General features: G+C 66.4%; 13 protein-coding genes. 5 read left to right on the top strand and 8 right to left on the bottom strand.

Annotated features, from left to right (window positions below; genetic code table 11):
- Positions 1 to 85 precede the first annotated feature (85 nt).
- Entirely contained in the window at positions 86 to 1,138 is a 1,053-nt protein-coding gene (locus T31B1_RS13060) for an aldo/keto reductase (RefSeq protein ID WP_353249949.1), read from the top strand.
- Between the two features lie 57 nt (positions 1,139 to 1,195).
- Here T31B1_RS13060 and cls read toward each other — a convergent pair whose 3' ends face one another.
- The gene (gene cls / locus T31B1_RS13055) at positions 1,196 to 2,632 is read right to left on the bottom strand and encodes a cardiolipin synthase (RefSeq protein WP_502950992.1); all 1,437 of its coding nucleotides are present in this window, start codon (positions 2,630 to 2,632) and stop codon (positions 1,196 to 1,198) included.
- Positions 2,633 to 2,708: 76 nt separating this feature from the next.
- On the opposite strand from cls, the gene T31B1_RS13050 reads away from it, so the two are divergent.
- From T31B1_RS13050 to T31B1_RS13040, 3 genes are all read left to right on the top strand, one after another.
- Positions 2,709 to 3,542 (top strand): PHP domain-containing protein, encoded by an 834-nt coding sequence (locus T31B1_RS13050; RefSeq protein WP_353249947.1) that lies wholly within the window; start codon positions 2,709 to 2,711, stop codon positions 3,540 to 3,542.
- Between the two features lie 129 nt (positions 3,543 to 3,671).
- Entirely contained in the window at positions 3,672 to 5,294 is a 1,623-nt protein-coding gene (locus tag T31B1_RS13045) for an amidohydrolase (RefSeq protein WP_353249946.1), read from the top strand.
- Positions 5,295 to 5,316: 22 nt separating this feature from the next.
- Positions 5,317 to 6,183, top strand: coding sequence for a CobW family GTP-binding protein (locus T31B1_RS13040; RefSeq protein ID WP_353249945.1), 867 nt, complete (start codon positions 5,317 to 5,319; stop codon positions 6,181 to 6,183).
- 7 nt (positions 6,184 to 6,190) lie between these two features.
- Here the strand turns inward: T31B1_RS13040 and T31B1_RS13035 are convergent, their stop codons facing one another.
- From T31B1_RS13035 to T31B1_RS13025, 3 genes are read right to left on the bottom strand one after another with little or no spacing between them, the layout of a single operon-like run.
- Entirely contained in the window at positions 6,191 to 7,654 is a 1,464-nt protein-coding gene (locus T31B1_RS13035) for a sodium:solute symporter family protein (protein WP_353249944.1), read from the bottom strand.
- Positions 7,651 to 7,875, bottom strand: coding sequence for a hypothetical protein (locus tag T31B1_RS13030; protein WP_353249943.1), 225 nt, complete (start codon positions 7,873 to 7,875; stop codon positions 7,651 to 7,653). Before T31B1_RS13030 ends, T31B1_RS13035 begins: the two co-directional genes overlap by 4 nt.
- A gap of 45 nt (positions 7,876 to 7,920) precedes the next feature.
- Complete coding sequence (locus T31B1_RS13025; protein ID WP_353249942.1) at positions 7,921 to 9,135, bottom strand: amidohydrolase; 1,215 nt, start codon at positions 9,133 to 9,135, stop codon at positions 7,921 to 7,923.
- A gap of 214 nt (positions 9,136 to 9,349) precedes the next feature.
- On the opposite strand from T31B1_RS13025, the gene T31B1_RS13020 reads away from it, so the two are divergent.
- Entirely contained in the window at positions 9,350 to 10,126 is a 777-nt protein-coding gene (locus T31B1_RS13020) for a hypothetical protein (protein WP_353249941.1), read from the top strand.
- Between the two features lie 124 nt (positions 10,127 to 10,250).
- On the opposite strand, the gene T31B1_RS13015 is transcribed toward T31B1_RS13020, so the two are convergent.
- The 4 genes from T31B1_RS13015 to T31B1_RS13000 form a co-directional block, all read right to left on the bottom strand.
- Positions 10,251 to 11,816 (bottom strand): sulfite reductase subunit alpha, encoded by a 1,566-nt coding sequence (locus T31B1_RS13015; RefSeq protein ID WP_353249940.1) that lies wholly within the window; start codon positions 11,814 to 11,816, stop codon positions 10,251 to 10,253.
- 61 nt (positions 11,817 to 11,877) lie between these two features.
- Positions 11,878 to 13,809, bottom strand: coding sequence for a NirA family protein (locus T31B1_RS13010; RefSeq protein WP_353249939.1), 1,932 nt, complete (start codon positions 13,807 to 13,809; stop codon positions 11,878 to 11,880).
- Between the two features lie 49 nt (positions 13,810 to 13,858).
- The gene (locus tag T31B1_RS13005) at positions 13,859 to 16,531 is read right to left on the bottom strand and encodes a molybdopterin-dependent oxidoreductase (RefSeq protein WP_353249938.1); all 2,673 of its coding nucleotides are present in this window, start codon (positions 16,529 to 16,531) and stop codon (positions 13,859 to 13,861) included.
- Complete coding sequence (locus tag T31B1_RS13000) at positions 16,531 to 17,796, bottom strand: NAD(P)/FAD-dependent oxidoreductase (RefSeq protein WP_353249937.1); 1,266 nt, start codon at positions 17,794 to 17,796, stop codon at positions 16,531 to 16,533. Before T31B1_RS13000 ends, T31B1_RS13005 begins: the two co-directional genes overlap by 1 nt.
- Positions 17,797 to 17,802: the final 6 nt, after the last annotated feature.

Below are 17,802 nucleotides of genomic sequence, written 5' to 3'. Positions count from 1 at the left end.
GTGTTTGCCGTCACCGATCCACGGTTTGAACAATCGGGCCAACGCACCAATCGTTCGGTCACTATCGAACCACGGAACGACTTCCATGCAGTACCGTCCGCTTGGCCGCTCCGGCCTCAGAATCTCGCAACTCACGCTCGGCACCATGACCTTCGGCGGCGAAGGCGCGATGTCGAAGGTGGGCAACACCGATATCAAGGGCGCCGCCCGGCTGGTCGATCAGGCGATCGATGCCGGCGTCAACATCTTCGATACCGCCAACATGTATTCGGCCGGCGCCTCCGAGAAGATCCTCGGCAAGGCGCTGGGCAAGAAGCGCCGGGACGTGCTGGTCGCCACCAAGGTGCGTTTCCCCATGGGCGACGGGGCCAATGACGGCGGGCTGTCGCGTGCCCATATCCGCCAGCAGGTCGAGGCCAGCCTCAAGCGGCTGGATACCGACTACATCGATCTCTACCAGATGCACATGTGGGATGGCATGACGCCGCTCGAGGAGACGCTCGAGACCTTCGATACGCTGGTGCGGCACGGCAAGATCCGCTATTACGGCATCTCCAACTTCTCGGCCTGGCATGCGATGAAGGTCATGGCGGTGTGCGAGCGCGAGGGCTTCATCAAGCCGATCAGCCAGCAGATCCACTACACGCCGCAGGCACGCGAAGCCGAGTACGAACTCATGCCCGCGGCCGTGGACGCCGGCCTGGGCACGATGATCTGGAGCCCGTTGGCCGGCGGCCTGCTGTCGGGCAAGTACCGGCGTGATCGGGAGCAGCCCGAAGGCACCCGGTTCGCCGACGGCTGGAACGAACCGCCGATCTCGAACGAAACCCGGCTGTTCGACATCATCGAAACGCTGGTGGAGGTCGGCGAGGCCCACGGCGTATCCGCCGCCCAGGTCGCCCTGGCTTGGATCACGCATCGCCCGGGCGTATCGACGGCGGTGATCGGCGCGCGCAAGGCCGATCAGCTGGCCGACAACCTGGCCTCGGCGGAACTGACGCTGAGCACCGACGAGATCGCGGCGATCGAGAAGGTCAGCCGGCCGGAGCTGATCTACCCGTACTGGCATCAGCACGACAACGCCAGCGATCGTTTCGGTGAGGCGGATCGCGTACTGCACGCCTGGCACGACGACTGATCGGCGAAGCCGGCCGCTACGCCCGGCTTCTACGGGCCGCAGACGCGGCCCGTCGATTCAGAGTACCGGCCCCAGCATCGCCAGTGCGTTGCGCCAGGCTCGGCGTCCGCGACCGACCGACTCAACCTCGGCCAGCGTCACCGGCTGCGAATCGGCGATGAATCGCAGCTGGCGTTCACGGACCGCCGCGGTGACCTGTACCGAGTGCAGCAAGAGGTTGTTCTCATAGTTCAGATCGAAGCTGCGGCGGTCCAGGTTGGTCGAGCCGATGAGCGTAATGTCGTCGTCGACGGTCAGCGTCTTGGCATGCAGCAGCCCGGGGCGGTATTCGAATATGCGCACACCCGCGACCAGCAGGTCGTGGTAATAGCTGCGGCTGGCCGCGGCCACGATGCGGGAATCATTGCGCGCCGGAAACACGATGCGTATATCGATGCCGCGATAGGCCGCCGAACACAGCGACTGCAGCAGCGCGTCGTCGGGCACGAAGTACGGCGTGGTCACGATCAGCTGGCGGCGTGCCGCATGGAGCGGACAGCAGATCAGCTCCGGTGCCGCCGAATAACGCTCGGTCGGGCCCGTGCCGATGGCCTGGGCCACCACCCCGCCGGGGGTCGGTATGGGTGGGGCGACGAGCAGTTCGGCACAATCTTCATCCGAATAGGTCATCCAGTCGGTGACGAACAGATGCTGGTTCTGCCGCGCGATCGGCCCCTCGAAACGCATCATGGTGTCCACCCAGGGCGCGAAACGCGCCTTGATCGCGAACGCGGCGTCGGCACAGTTCTGGCTGCCCGTGTAGGTAATGCCGTGATCGATGACCACGATCTTGCGATGGTTGCGCAGGTCCAGCCGGCCGAAGAACACGTGAAACGCCGGGTTGCCCACCGGCAGCGCGACCACGGTGTGGGCCCCGGCCTGCGTCATTGCCTGCCAATGCGGCGACTTGATCAACCCGCGCGAGCCGACCGCATCGACCAGCACGCGGCAGGTCACGCCCCGTGTGGCGGCCCGGCATATCGCCTCGACCACGCGCAGGCCGTTGTGGTCGGTCAGCCAGATATAGAACAGCAGATGCACATGCTCGGTCGCGGCATCGATATCGGCGACCAGCGCATCGATCGTGGCATCGGCGCCGTCGGGAAAGACGAACGCATTGCCGCCACAGGGCCGATAGCCGTTGATCGAGGCTCCCATGTCGAACAGATGGGACACGCGCGGCGCGGTTCGCACCGTGGGCGTGAGCGTATCGGGCGCCGGCAGACGCGACAGGATCTCGCGCCGGCGGGCGATATAACGACGGCCGATGCTCGTCTCGCCGAACAGCAGATACAGCGCGATCCCTACCACCGGCAGAGCGACCAGCACCACCAGCCACGCCACCCGTGCCGACGGATCGCGATACGGGCGCAACAGCACGCGCCCAATCAGCAACAGTTCGACGATGAGGTGCGCGCCCAGCAGCCAGGCGGGCAGAAAACCGAAATGAGCCATCGACATACCCGGAAAATCGTTACCCTGTCGTGATGAAGCACAGCATATCGTCCCGCGGCCCGGTGCGCCTGCAACCGTGATCGACCTGCACTGTCATTCGACCGCCTCGGACGGCCGCTTGCGCCCGGGCGAGGTCGTGGCACGCGCCGCGCAGGCCGGTGTACGACGCCTGGCGCTGACCGACCACGACACCACGGCCGGCCTGGCCGAGGCCCGCGACGTCGCCGACCGTGTGGACGTCCGCCTGATCGCCGGCGTCGAGATCTCGGTGACCTGGCAAAAGCGCACCCTGCATGTCGTCGGCCTGGGTTTCGATGCCGACGACCCGGGCCTGTCGGCAGGGCTGGCCGAGCTGCAGCAGGCCCGCGACCATCGCGCCCGCGCGATCGCGCAGAAGCTGTCACGCCTCGGCCTCGACGACGGGTACGAGCGTGCCTGCCGGCTGGCCGACGGCGGCCAGATCGCCCGCCCGCATTTCGCACGCCTGCTGGTCGAGGACGGCTTGTGCAAGGATATGAATCAGGCGTTCAAGCGTTATCTCAGGCCGGGCAAACCCGGCCATCGCAGCATCCAGTGGGCCGGGCTGGACGACGCGATCGGCTGGATCCACGGCGCGGGCGGCATCGCGGTGCTGGCCCATCCGTTCGGCTATGGCTTTTCCGCAGCCTGGCGCCGGCGCGCGGTCGCCGCCTTCGCGGACGCCGGCGGCCACGCGCTCGAGATCTGTACCGGCACCACCGAACGCAGCCAGGAAATCACCGCCGCCGCCCATGCCCGCGAGCATGGCTTGCTCGGCTCGGTCGGCTCGGATTTTCATGCCCCCGAACAATTCTGGCTGGGCCTCGGGCGGCTGCGCGATCTGCCCTCGGGCGTAGCCCCGGTCTGGGACGATGCGCGCCTGAACGTCTGACCCGGCCGACCCGAGGCATCGCGCCCGCCCGGTCAGGCGATCGGGTGCACCGCGACTCCTGCTTGTCCGATCGGCGCCGGCTCACTATGTTGGCATGTTCCAACTCGTCGACCCGAGAGTCCGATCGCGATGACCATCACCGTCTATACCGCCCGTACCGTGCATACGATGAACCCCTCGCAGCCGGCCGGCGAATGCGTGGCGGTGCGCGACGGTCGCGTGCTCGGCGTGGGACCGATCGACGAGATACGCCGGTTCGGCGACGTTCGGATCGACGACCGCTATGCCGACAAGGTGCTCGTACCCGGTTTCGTCGAGGGCCATAGCCATGCGCTGGAAGGCTCGGTCTGGAACCATCTCTATCTGGGTTATTTCGATCGCCGCGACCCGGAAGGCCGGCTATGGCCGGGGCTGAAATCGCCCGAGGCGGTCCAGGACCGGCTTGCAGAACACGTCTCCCAGGGCGATAGCGAGGCCCCGCTCGTCGCCTGGGGGCTGGACCCGGTCTATTTCGATGACGCGATCATCGACCGCCGGCTGCTGGATGCGGTCAGCGAGACCCGCCCCATCGTCGTCATCCATGCCAGCCTGCACGTGATGTTCGTCAACAGCGCGACCATCGCCCGAGCGAACCTCCACGACCTGGACATGGAAGGCATCAAGCGCGGCGACGACGGCCGGCCCAGCGGCGTGGTCGAGGAATTCGCGGCCATGCATCCGGTATTCGATGCACTCGAATTCGACATCTTCGAGGGTGCGTCCGATACCGGCGCGCTCAATCGCTATGCTCAGGCCGCCCGCCGCGAGGGGGTGACCACGATCACCGACCTGCTCAACCCGATGAGCGATGCCGCCATCGCGGCCCTGCGCGAAGCCACCGCCGCCGAGGATTTTCCGGTCCGGCTGGTGCCGGCGCTGAATGCCCTGGCCTGGGAGCCGCAGGCCGGCAGCGAACGGGTGCAACAGGCGCTCGCCTACAATCACGAGCGCCTGCAGTTCGGCCTGGTCAAGCTCGTCACCGACGGTGCGATCCAGAACTTCACCGCGCGCCTGCAGTGGCCAGGCTATCTCACCGGCCCGGACAACGGCGTCTGGAACGCCCCGCCGGAGACGTTTCACGACATGGTCGGCCACTATCATCAGGCCGGGCTGCACCTGCACGTGCATACCAACGGCGACGAAGCCGTGAACGTGATCCTGGATGCGCTCGACGAGGCCCTGGCGATGTGGCCACGCCCGGATCATCGCCACACGCTGCAGCACGTCCAGCTCATCCGCCAGGACCAGCTTCGCCGTGTAGAACGCCTGGGCGCCTGTCTGAACATCTTCGCCAACCATATCTATTACTGGGGCGATATCCATCTGACCAAGACACTCGGCTTCGATCGTTGTCAGCGCCTGGAACCGGCGGCCAGCGCCGAGCGCCTGGGCATCGTCTTCGGCATCCACTGCGATGCGCCGGTCACACCGATCTCGCCGCTGTTCACCGCCTGGTGTGCGACCACGCGCCAGACCGCCGGCGGCGTGACGCTGGGCGAGGCCGAACAGATCAGCCGGGCGCGCGCGCTGGAAGCCATCACCCTGGGCGCGGCCTATACCCTGCGCATGGACGACCGGATCGGCAGCCTCGAGCCGGGCAAGCTCGCCGACATCACCGTGCTCGACGACGACCCGCTGACAAGCGACAGGCCGCTCAAGGACATCGGCGTCCACGACACGCTGCTCTCCGGCCGGCCCACCGGCGGCAGCTGATCCGGGCGGGGACGTGGACACGATGATTCCCACCACCCTGCTCTGCGGGTTTCTGGGGGCGGGCAAGACCACCCGGATCAACACGCTGATCGCCGCCGGCGAACTCGTCAACGCCCTGTTCCTGGTCAACGATTTCGGCCGTATCAATATCGACGCCGAGCTGATCGAATCGCGCGAAGACCATATCCTGCGGCTGTCCAACGGCTGTGCCTGTTGCGGCATCGCGGGCGATCTGTCCGCCCAGCTGCGCGAGATTCGAGACTGGCCGCAGCCGCCCGAACATCTGGTGCTGGAAGCCAGCGGCGTGGCCCGGCCGCGCCCGCTCATACAGCTGTTCGGCGCGGCACGCGGCTACCGGCTCGAACACGCGGAGACGCTGGTCGACGCCGCCGGCTTCGAACGCCATATCGGCGACGATGCGATCGCCGATATCGTGCGTGCCCAGATCCGCGAGGTCGGGCATCTGCGGATCAACCGGCTCGAATGGCTCGACGACGCCGCGCGTGCCGAGGTCCTGCAGCATCTGGAACGGCTCAATGCCACCGCCACCCGAACGATCGAGCCCGGCGAAGCGCCGGACTCACCGGCGCTGTCCGCCCCGGCCGCCGGGCCGGCCCGCGGGCGGCTGGTCACCGAAAGTGTGGAACTGACCGGACCGGTGGATCTCGCCGCACTCGAAGAGCTGCTCACCAACGCGTCCGCCACGCTGGTCCGGGCCAAGGGCCTGGTCGAGGCCGCCGGGCGGCCCGGCGGCTCTCATGTGGTCCAGGTCGCCGGCGGCCGGCTGCGGGTGATCGCGGCCCGCGCCCGCAGCACCCGGGCGCTCGTGCTGATCGGCTACCCGGGCCCTGCGCTGGACAAGTTGGTCGCGGCGCTGCGCCGGCTCTGAGGCCGGCTCAGGCGTTGGCGTACTCCTCGGCCAGTTCAGTGGATACCGGCCGGGTCGCCAGGCTGACCGCCACGAACACCACGATATTGCACAGCAGGCCCATGATCCCGGCGTTGATATCCAGCGGCGTCGAAGACGCGACGATCTGGTAGTAGTAGTTCACGCCGATGCCCACGATCAGGCCGGCGATCGCGCCGCTCTTGGTGCCGCGACGCCAGATCAGCGCGCCATAGACCGCCGGCACGAACTGCGCGATCGAGCCATAGGCACCGACCAGCAGCGCGATGATGCCGGCAGCCCCGAAGATCGACAGCCAGTAGGCTGCGGCCCCGATCGCGACCACGGCGATCCGCATGATCCAGACCTGGCTGCGTTCGCTCATGTCCGGCTTGAACGGCAGGATCACGTCGCGCCCGAGCGACACCGAGCCGCCGTGGGTGATCGCATCCGACGACGACATCGCCGCGGCCAGCGCGCCTGCGCCGATCAGCCCGTACAGCCAGCCGTTCGCGCCCAGATTGTGGGTCACCAGATACGGCAGGATCTGATCGGAGCTTTCCAGCGCGTCCGGGGCAACCACGCCGATGGCGGCAAAGCCCACGAACAGTACCGGCACCAGAAAGATGCCGAACAGCGGAAACGCCATGGTGGTGATCTTGATGCGTTTTTCGGTGGTCGTATAGGACTTGGTGAACAGATGCGGCCACATCAGAAAACCCAGCGCCGAAACCAGAATCACGCTCGAATAGGCCATCGCCGACATCTGCGAGCCCTCGCCGCCGATGGTCAGAAAGCCGGGTTTGGCCTCGGCGATGGCGGTGAACATTTCGGTGGGACTGCCCTGCAGCGTGTAGACCAGGTAGTAGCCCACGGTCCAGGCCACGATCAGCATCAGCGCACCCTGCAGCACATCACTCCAGGCCGCGCCGCGTACGCCCGAGGTCGCCACGTAGGTGACCACGATGCCGTAGGCCAGCAGTGCGCCGAACCAGTACGGGATCGCGCCGTCGGTGAGGATATTGAAGATGAACGCCATGCCCTTGATCTGGAGCGTGAGGTACTGGATGAAGGCCAGCACCGAAATCACGCCCACCAGCACGGTCAACGCGCGCGACTGGTAGCGATCGCCCAGGAAATCGCCGAGGGTGAAGAAGTTCTTGCGTGCCCCGATGCGCCCGACCTTCGGCCCGAGCACATACCAGGGCAGGATGCCGAGAGCGATATAGGCCGGCACGAAATACGACGCCGCGCCCTTGGAAAACGCCATCCCCGGCCCGCCGAGGAAGGAAAAGGCGCTGAACACGGTGCCGCCCATCATGAACCAGATCACGATCAGCCCGAGCCCGCGGTCGGCTACCGCGTATTCGGATACCGACCAGAACGAGCGCTTGCGCCCGGCCATCAGGCCGATCACGAAGGCGAGCACGAGATAGACCAGCATCGCGCCGAGTGCGAATTCCCAGTTGCTCATGAGCGACCCCGCTGACCGTATTCATAGCGATAGAAGCCGCACAGAACGACGAAGGCGATCACTTCCAGCAGCACGACCCAGAACAGCCCGAACGGCAGGCCGAGCACGAGCGGAAACACGCGATTGGCGATGCCGTAGAGCGGAAAGAGCATGAGCAGGAACATCGCCACTACGAACAGAACATATGCGCGAGTGACGTGTCTCGTACGTCCGGCGGTCATGGGCGTTCTCCCGGGTTGGAAACCGATGTCATGGCGGCGGGCCGCTCAGGCCGAGCGCCGCTCCGTGTCGCCTGAGGCCTGTTTGGCCAGCGAATCCTGTGCCAGTTCGGCCAGCAGACGGATACCGTCGGCCATGATCCGGTCGTTGAAGTCGTATTCCGGATGGTGCAGACCGCGGCTGTGCTCACCGTCGCCCGAGCCGACATGGATATAAGCGCCCGGGCGCTCGGCGAGCATGTAGGAAAAGTCCTCGCCGCCCATGCACGGCGGGTAGTCGGCGGCCAGCGTATCGGCGCCGAAACACCGGGCGATCGCCTCGCGCGCGGTTTCGGTCGCGCCGGGGTCGTTGTAGGTCACGCCGAACTTGTCCTCGATGGACAGCTCGATGGTCGCGTCGTAGTACTGCTCCAGGCTCGCGCACAGCCGGCGCAGGCCCGAGCGCACAACCTCGCGGGTGGCGTCGTCCAGCGCGCGGATCGTGCCGCAGAGCCGGGCGGCATCGGGAATCACGGCAAACCCGTTCAGGTCGCCGCCCTGCATGGCACAGATGCTCAACACCGCGGGGCGCAGCGGATCGACCTCGCGCGAGACGATGGTATGCGCCTTGTGCACCAGTTCGGCCGCGATCCGGATCGGGTCGATACAGCCGTGCGGGTTCAGCCCGCCGTGGCCGCCGCGGCCGTGAATCGTGATATCCACCCGGTCGCCGCCGGCCATGATCGGGCCAGCGATCAGCCCGTACTGGCCGATGGGCAGGGCCGGCCAGTTGTGCAGGGCATAGATCTCGCGCACGTCGAAACGCTCGAACACGCCGTCCTCGATCATCGCCTTGGCGCCGCCCACGCCCTCCTCGGCCGGCTGGAAGACGAAATACACCGTGCCGGCGAAATCGTCGTTCGTCTTCAGCGATTCGACCGCGCCCAGCAGCATGCTGGTATGGCCGTCGTGGCCACAGGCGTGCATGCGCCCGGGCTGTGTCGAGGCATGCTCGACGCCGCTTTTCTCCTCGATGGGCAGGGCGTCCATATCCGCACGCAGGCCGACGCTGGCGTCGCTATCGCCACCGCGGCCGGTGATCCAGGCCACGATGCCGGTGCCGCCGAGCCCGTCGACGTATTCCACGCCCAGCGCGTCCAGTTCCGCGGCGACCTTGCGCGCGGTCTCGCGCTCCTCGAAACCCAGTTCGGGGTGGCGATGCAGGTCGTGGCGGAATTCGACCAGCCGGTCGAGCCGGTCGCGATCGAGCGATGTAGCGTTCATGGCGCCTCGTTAGGTTGGGCCGTCGATGGAGCGATCCGGCCCGGGCAAATCAGCCGATAAGTGTCGCATACATGGTTCGACGGAAGAGGCGACGGCATCTACGACCATCGTCTAGCGCGCAGCCAGTCCGGCGACCGCTCGGGCGCTGTCCGTTGCCCGGCATCCGGGCCACGGGCACTATCGTGTCATCACCCCCTGGCCGGAAGCCGCCCCAATGTCCCGGACGCGCTCTGTCGCAGGTCGTGCCGCCTGGCCGGTCCTGTCGATCGTACTGCTGTGTTTGAGTCCGACCTGCGGCGCCGACGTCGGCCCGGACGACGAGATCTACTCGCCCATGGTCGAAGCCGGCGAGGCCGAGCTCGAAGCCCGCTACTATCATCTGGATGGCAACCGGCACGGCGACAATCATGCCCGCGAATACCGGCTGGAGCTCGGCTACAGCCCGACCGGTTTCTGGCGCGCGAGCGTCTCTCCGGTCATCGTCGACGGCTTCGACAGCGTGGCGCGACTCGCGCAGGTGCAGATCGAGAACGTCTTCCAGCTCACGCCGGCCGGCAACCCATGGGTGGATCTGGGCCTGTTCCTGTCCTACGAGATCGCGACCGTGGACGACGCCGACGACGAGCTGGTGGTCGGCCCGGTGTTCGAACGTCGACTGGGCACGCTCACGCTGCGCGCCAATGTATTCGTCGATCGCGCGATCACGAGTGCGCCGGACATCGGCCTGAGCTACGGGTGGCAGGCGAGCTGGCCGGCCGGCAAGCGCATCGCGTTCGGCGTACAGGGGTTCGGTGAGCGCGAATTCGCCGATGAAGAGGACGACGACGCCACCGCGGCCTACGCGCCTGGCGATCGTCTGGGCCCGGCACTGTTCGGCACGATTCCGGTCGACGACGAGGCTTCGCTGAATCTCCAGTTGGGCCTGCTGTGGGGCCTTGGCCATGCCGCGGCCGACCATACCCTGCGGCTGGCCATCGCCTATGAGCGCTGACTGAAACAGGTCGATGCGCGCCGCGCCGATCATCGCCGCGCCCCGGTGGCCGCCGGCACGACCGACCGGCCTGGCCCTATAGGCAGGCCCTTCACGGCAGCCATCAGGACGCCGCTGAACAAAGCTAGTACACGTCGCGCAGGTAGCGATGCTCGGACGACAGCGTTTCCACATAGCGCCTGGCTTCGGCTTCGCTCAGCCGGCCCTGCTCGGCGACGATGTCGTGCAACGCCGTATCCACGTCCTTGGCCATGCGCTCGGCGTCGCCGCAGATATAGATCACGGCACCCGCCTCCAACCAGGCCCAGAACTCGCGTGCCTGTTCGCGCATGCGGTCCTGGACATAGACCTTGTCCTGCTGATCGCGCGAGAAAGCGAGCGTGAGCCGGCTGATCAGCCCGCCGTGGCGCCATTTCTCGAGCTGATCCTTGTAGATATGGTCTTTCGCCGATTCCGGGTTGCCGAAAAAGACCCAGTTCCTGCCGGCATCGCCGCGTGCCTCGCGTTCCTGCAGAAAGGCCATGAACGGCGCGATGCCGGTACCCGGGCCGATCATGATCGCGGGATGATCGGGGTCGGCGCACACACGAAATTCCTGGCTAGGCTGGATATACAACGGTACTTCGCCGTGGCGCGACAGCCGCTTGGCAAGGAATGTGGACGCCACGCCCTTGTAGCCACGGCCATAGACCGCGGTCTTCACCACGGCGACGGTGGTATGAATCTCGTTCGGATAGACCCGCGACGACGAGGCGATCGAATACAGTCGCGGCTGCAACGGGCCGAGCGCGTCGACCATCGCCTGCACTTTGGGCCGCGCACTCGGATAGACGCGCACGATCTCGAGCAGGGTCTGGCCCTCTTCCACGCCGCGTTCGGCGAGCATGCGCAGATCCTCTGCTTCATCGGCGTCGGTAGCGGATTCCGCCAGCACGGAGACGACTTCGTCGCTGGGCTTGGTGATATCCACGTCCTTGAGCAGCACTTGGCGCAGGAGCTTGTTCTCGCCGTCCGGGGCCTTCACCTTCTCGCCACCCGAGGCATCGATATCCGCCAGGATCGCATCGACCGTGCGCGGGTCGTTCTCCGGGTAGATGCCCATCGAATCGCCGGCTTGGTATTCGATACCGGAATCGCCCAGATCGATCACCACGTGGCGGGTGTCCTTGGTCGAGCCTTCGGCATTGAGCGGCGTGCTCGACTTGAGCTTCGCCATGTAGGGGTTGTCGCGCGTGCCCAGCGGCGCCTTCTTCTTCGGCTTGGGCTCGGGCTTGGGCTTTTCTTCTTCGCCGCTGCCACTGTTGGCCGCGTCATGCTCGGCAACCAGCTCCTTGAGCTTGCGCTCGGTTTCCTTGGCCCCCGGCACGCAGCGGTTGAGATCCTCGCCTTCGAAGGCGATGGCTTCTGCATAGGTCTTGCACAGATAGCCGCACTGGCCACAGTCGAGCTGGGCCATGGCAGCCATCAGCTGGCGCTCGTGCGGCTTGCCTTCGGCCAGTTCCATGCGCTCGTCCATTTCCATGGCCGGGTCGTGCCAGGGAAAGGACTCCTTGGCCTCGCCGCCGCCCTGATCGCCCCCGCCGAGCGAGCCTTCCCAACCGGCGAGTGCGGCAATCAGGCCGTTGAGCCATTCGCGCTGCTCGGCCTCGAACGGCGCGTCCTCGGGAATCAGATCGACTTGTGTGGGCATGGGTTACCTCGTGCTCGCGCTTTTGCTTTCCTGCGGATCACCGTCTTGAACGACGCGTCGCTCAGGCCGTTTTCTGCTCGTCGTCGTCCGCCTCGTCCGGCGACCGGTCGTAATCGTCGGTGGCCGCGTCATCGCGTTCGGTCTTGGCCTGTTCGGGCGTATCGGCCCGGGCCTCGGCTTCGGAATACGCTTTTTCTTCGGATTCGCGCTGGGCTTGCCCGGCTTTGTCCGAGCGCTCGGCGAGCCGCTGCCTGAGCTCGTCGATATCCTGGCGCCGGGCATAGGCCACGAATCGCTCGCTGGCGTTGCGCTCGTCGAGATACAGCCCGAGCAGGTTCTCCAGATAGGCGTTCAGGTGCACGGCCGGAATGGCGGTCGCCAGCTCGCGGGCGATGCCCTGCTCGTCTTCGTAGCCGCCGCCGATATAGACATGGAAACCATCGACCTGATCGGCCTCTTCCGGGTCGACGGCGTCGGGATCGCTCACGCGCGCGCCGAGCAGCCCGATATCGCCGACATAGTGCTGGGCACAGGAGTTCGGGCAGCCGGTCATATGGATATTGAGCGGCGCGTCCAGCGCCAGCGTGTCCTCGAGATGATCGACCAGCGTGAGCGCCTTGGCCTTGGTTTCGGCGTTGGCGAACTTGCAGCCGAAGCTGCCGGTACAGGCCACCATGCCGGTACGCGCGGGACTGGCGTGCACATGCAGGCCGAGCTTTTCGATGCCGGCCACGAGCGCGTCCATAGCGGATCGGTCGACATTACCGAGCACCAGGTTCTGCCAGACGGTGGTACGCATCTTCGCGTCGGCATGGCGATCGGCGAGATCGGCCAGACCGTGCATCTGGTCGACGGTCAGCCGGCCGACCGGCAGCACGATACCGACATACTGCTTGTCGTCGACCTGATCGTGGATGCCCACATGCCCGGCCTTGTCCACCGGGTGCCGGGCCTCGCAACGCGACAGCGGGTAGCGGCGCAGGGTGAACGGCAGTTTTTTCTGTACCTCGCGCATGAACTTGTCGAAGCCCCAGCGATCGAGCACGTACTTCAGCCGCGCCTTGTCGCGGCTGGTGCGATCGCCGTTGGCCAGAAACACGTGCAGCACCGCGTGCGCGACGGGAACACATTCCTCGGGTTTGAGCATGACGCCGGTATCGCGGGCGAAGTCCTTGTGGCCGGTGATGCCGCCCAGGCCCATGCGGAAGTACGGCCGTCGCGGCAACGGTCCATCGGCCTTGGGCAGCACGGCAGAAAAACCGATGTCGTTGGTGCCTTCCAGCGCGCTGATCCGCCCGCCGCCATCGAAGGCGATATTGAACTTGCGCGGCAGGCCGTAGAGCTCGCGGTGGTTGAGGATATGGTGGTGCATCGCCCGGCAGTAGGGCGTGACGTCGATCAGTTCGTCCGGATCGATGCCGGCCAGCGGACTGCCGGTGATGTTGCGGATGTTGTCCCCGCCGCTGCCTTGATTGAGGATGCCGACGTCCTGCAGGCCCATCAGCACGTTCACCGAATCCCGCGGCCCGATCTCGCGAATCTGCAGATTGGCGCGCGTGGTGACATGGGTATAGCCGCCGCCGTAGGCCTCGGCCAGGTCGGCCACGGCACGAAACTGATGCGACGAGAAGATGCCGCCGGGCATGCGCAGCCGGCACATGTAGCTGTCCTGATTGGGCGCGACATAGAACAACCCGCGCCCCTTCATCAGGAACACGTCGCCGCCTTTCGGATACTCGCCCAGGTTGGCCAGCGCCACCATCTCGTTCCACATGTCGTTGGGGTTGAGATCGGCCTTGGCCTCCTCCTGGCTGGTCAGCTCGCCGCCCATCGCCTGGGCCCGAATACGCGCCTGGGAATGAAAATCGTCGGGGCGCAGACGCTTGCCGGTGGTCAGTCCGGTCATGCCGGGCACGCCGCGGGCGATATGCAGCCCGGCGGTCACGCCCTTGAGATAGCGCTGCTGTTCTTCGTCGAAATCCTGTGTGCTCATGAGGGGTCGATCCGTGTGGTCGAACGGTTGTCGATGAAATCGGGATGAATCATTCGCCCGCCTGCGCTTCTATCAGCGCGGCGATCTCGGGCTTGCAGGAGCCGCAGTTGGTGCCGGCATCGAGCGCGTCGCCGACCGCGGCCACGCTGGTCAGGCCGTGTGCATCGATCGCCCGCGCAATCGTGTTGCGACCGACGCCGAAGCAGGAGCACACCTGCGGGCCCGGGTCTGTACCGGGGTCGGCCGGGCGGCCCGCGAGCAGGCCCGCGCGTTCGGCCTCGTCGACCGGCTCGCCGGTGAACAGGCTGGAAAGCCAGCTGCGATCGGGTAGCGCGGCGGGCTCGGGAGCGATGAACACACAGGCCTCGACGTGCCCGGCATCCATATGCGCGGCGCGGTAACGCCCGGCGGCCGTATCCGCCGCTTCCAGCCAGTCTGCCGTGCGCTCGCCCACGCCGATCCAGGCGCGTACGGTCGCGGCCCAGTCGTCGGGGGTATGCAGGCCTGCGACCTCGTAGCGATAGAAGCGCTCGCCCGGAATCTTCACCCAGTAGTCGATACTCGCCTCGCCGGCCAGAAGCAGCGGCCGGCTGGCGAGAATGAAGCCATGCCAGGCCGCGTCAAAGGCCGCGATAGCCGCCGGCGTGTGCTTGAACTCCGGCTCGCCCGAGATCGGACAGACGGCCGGATTGGCGAGCGCGCCGACGCGTGCGCGGGCGGCGAACTGGTCGTTCCAGTGCATGGGTACGAACAGCGCGCCCTGGCGCTGACCGTCGGTGACGATCACGCGTAGCTGGGCCTCGCCCAGCGCGGTCGATACGGTCGCGATGGCACCGTCGTTCACGCCGTAGCTTTGGGCGTCATCCGAGTGCACTTCCACGAACGGCTCCGGAATATGGGCCGACAGCCGCGCGGATTTGGCCGTGCGCGTCATCGTGTGCCAGTGATCGCGTATGCGCCCGGTATTCAGTGCCAGTGGCCATTGATCGCTGACCCCATTGGCCGGACCGCGTGGCGTCACCGCGACCAGATGCGCCCGGCCATCCGATGTGGGATAGACGCCATCGGCGAATAGACGCCGGCTGTCCTGTGCGACCGGCATCGCACCCGCGGCACGCAGAGCCTGCGTGGCATGCACGGGCCAGCGTACCGGCTCGAGCGTGTCGTATTCGCTGTCGGCGAGATCGCTCAGGCCATCGAGATCGAGCACACGCTCGCCGTCGTTTTCGAACGCGGTGAGTGCCGCATGCTCACGAAAGATCGCCGCCGGGCTGTCGAAATCGAAACCGTCGAAGCCCATCCGGCGCGCGACGTCGCAGATGATGTCCCAGTCCGCACGCGCCGCGCCCGGCATGGGCAAGAACGCGCGCTGGCGCGAAATGATGCGTTCGGAATTGGTGACCGTGCCGCTCTTTTCGCCCCAGGCCGCGGCCGGCAGCAGCACATGCGCGCGATCGACCGTATCGGTATGGCGCATGCAGTCGGACACGGCCACGAACTCGCAGGCTTCAAGTGCGCGTTTGGCACGATCGGCATGCGGCAGGCTCACCAGCGGATTGGTCGCCATGATCCAGACCGCCTTGACCTGGCCGGACTCGATCGCCTCGAACAGTTCCACCGCTTTCAGGCCGGGCTCGCGCGCGATCACGGGCGAATCCCAGAACCGCCGGACACGATCGGCGCCGTCGAAGCCCATATGCGCGGCCAGCGTGCTGGACAGCCCACCCACCTCGCGCCCGCCCATGGCATTGGGCTGACCGGTGATCGAGAACGGGCAGGCCCCGGGCTTGCCGATACGGTCGGTCAGCAGATGGCAGTTGAGAATGGCGTTGACCTTGTCGGTGCCGGCCGAGGACTGGTTCACGCCCTGGGAAAAGACGGTGACCGTGCGTTCGGTCTGGGCAAACAACTCGAAAAAGGCTGTTACCGTGCTGGCATCCACGCCGCAGGCCTCGGCCACTGCATCGATATCGCCGATCTCGCGGGCCTCGGCAACAGCCTCCTGCGCACCGGGCAGATCGCTGCTGACCCCCTGCCCGGCCAGATAGCCCAGCAGGCCATTGAACAGATGCACGTCGGTCCCGGGCGCGAGCGGCAGATGCAGATCGGCGCCTTCGGCGGTGGCCGTCCGGCGCGGATCGATCACCACGAGTTTCTTGTTGGGGTCGTTCTCCTGCGCGGCGACGATGCGCTGGTAGACCACCGGGTGACACCAGGCCGTGTTCGAGCCGACCAAAACAACAAGGTCGGCGCGTTCCAGATCCTCGTAGCAGCCGGGCACCACGTCCTCGCCGAAGGCGCGCTTGTGGCCGGCCACCGCCGACGACATACACAGCCGCGAGTTGGTATCGATATTCGCCGAGCCGATATAGCCCTTCATCAGCTTGTTGGCGACGTAATAGTCCTCGGTGAGCAGCTGGCCGGAGACATAGAAGGCCACCGCGTCGGGGCCGTGTTCAGCGATGATCTCGCCAAAGCGCGCCGCGACCTCGTCGAGCGCGTTGTCCCAGCTCGCACGCCGGCCGTCCACCATCGGATGGAGCAGCCGCCCGTCGAGGCCGACCGTGTCGGCCAGTGCCGTGCCCTTGGAACACAGGCTGCCCAGATTGGACGGATGCGCCGCGTCGCCGGCCACGCGCACGGCGCCGTTCTCGACCACAGCATTCACGCCGCAGCCCACGCCGCAATACGGACAGGTGGTACGCGTGGTCAGGCCGGTCATCAGGCCGCCTCCGCCGCGGCGGGCGTGTCCTGCGCCACATAAACCTGGCCGAACAGCAGCTGATCGCGAAACGCCGAGACGTTCGTGCCCGCACGCATGAGCTTGAAATACCAGCCGCCGTCGCGGGTGTCGCCATAAAGCACCACGCCGATCACGCGCTCGTCGCGCAGCACGATGCGCTTGTAGACGCCGCGGCGCACGTCCGAAAAGATCAGGGTCTCGCTGCCCTCGGCGGCCGAGAAATCGCCGGCCGAGTACACATCGATGCCGGTGACCTTGAGCTGGGTGGCGGTCACCGAGCCTTCGTACTGGGTATGGCCGCGATAGGCCAGATGATTGGCACAGACCTTGGCCTGATCCCATAGCGGCGCGACGAGGCCATACACCGAGTGGCGATGCTCCACGCATTCGCCCACGGCATAGATCCGCGGATCGTAGGTCTGCATGGTGTCGTTGACGACGATGCCCTTCTCGCAGTGCAGACCGGCTTTTTTCGCCAGATCCACATTCGGGCGGATGCCTACCGCCATCACCACGAGATCGGCGGCAATCTCGGAGTCGTCGGCATCGTCGAAACGCAGCCCCGCGACCCGGCCTGCGTCGTCGCCGAGAATGGCGGCCGTTTTCGCGCCCATGCGAAACGACAGGCCACGCTGGGCGAGTGAATACTGCAACAGCTCGGCGGCTGCCGGATCGAGCTGGCGTTCCATGAGCGTGTCCATGAGATGGACGATGGTCACGTCCATGCCGCGCTTGTGCAGACCGTAGGCCGCTTCCAGGCCCAGCAGCCCGCCGCCGATGACGACCGCCCGGCCACCGTTTTCGCTGGCCTCGACCATGCGATGGACATCGCCGATATCGCGAAAGCTGATCACCCCTGCGAGCGTGTGCCCGGGCACCGGCAGGATGAACGGCGTGGAACCGGTCGCCAGCAGCAGCCGGTCGTAGCCGATCTCGCGGCCGGTGTCCGAGACGACCATGCGCCGGCGCCGGTCGATATCCACCACGGCTTCGCCCGTATGGAGGGCGATGTCGTGACCGGCATACCAGTCGCGGCCGTGGGTCTCGATCTCCTCGAAGGCCTTGTCGCCGGCCAACACGGGCGAAAGCATGATGCGGTTGTAGCTGACATGCGGCTCGGCGCCGAACACGGTCACGTTGTAGCGCTCCGGCGCGGCATCGAGCACCTCTTCGAGCGTGCGCAGCCCGGCCATGCCGTTACCGATCACGACCAGATCGAGTTTCGGTGGCGTGTTCTCGCTCATGTTGGT

Source organism: Salinisphaera sp. T31B1 (genome assembly GCF_040361275.1).
Lineage (GTDB): Bacteria > Pseudomonadota > Gammaproteobacteria > Nevskiales > Salinisphaeraceae > Salinisphaera.
This window is presented reverse-complemented; position numbering and strand designations above follow the sequence as displayed.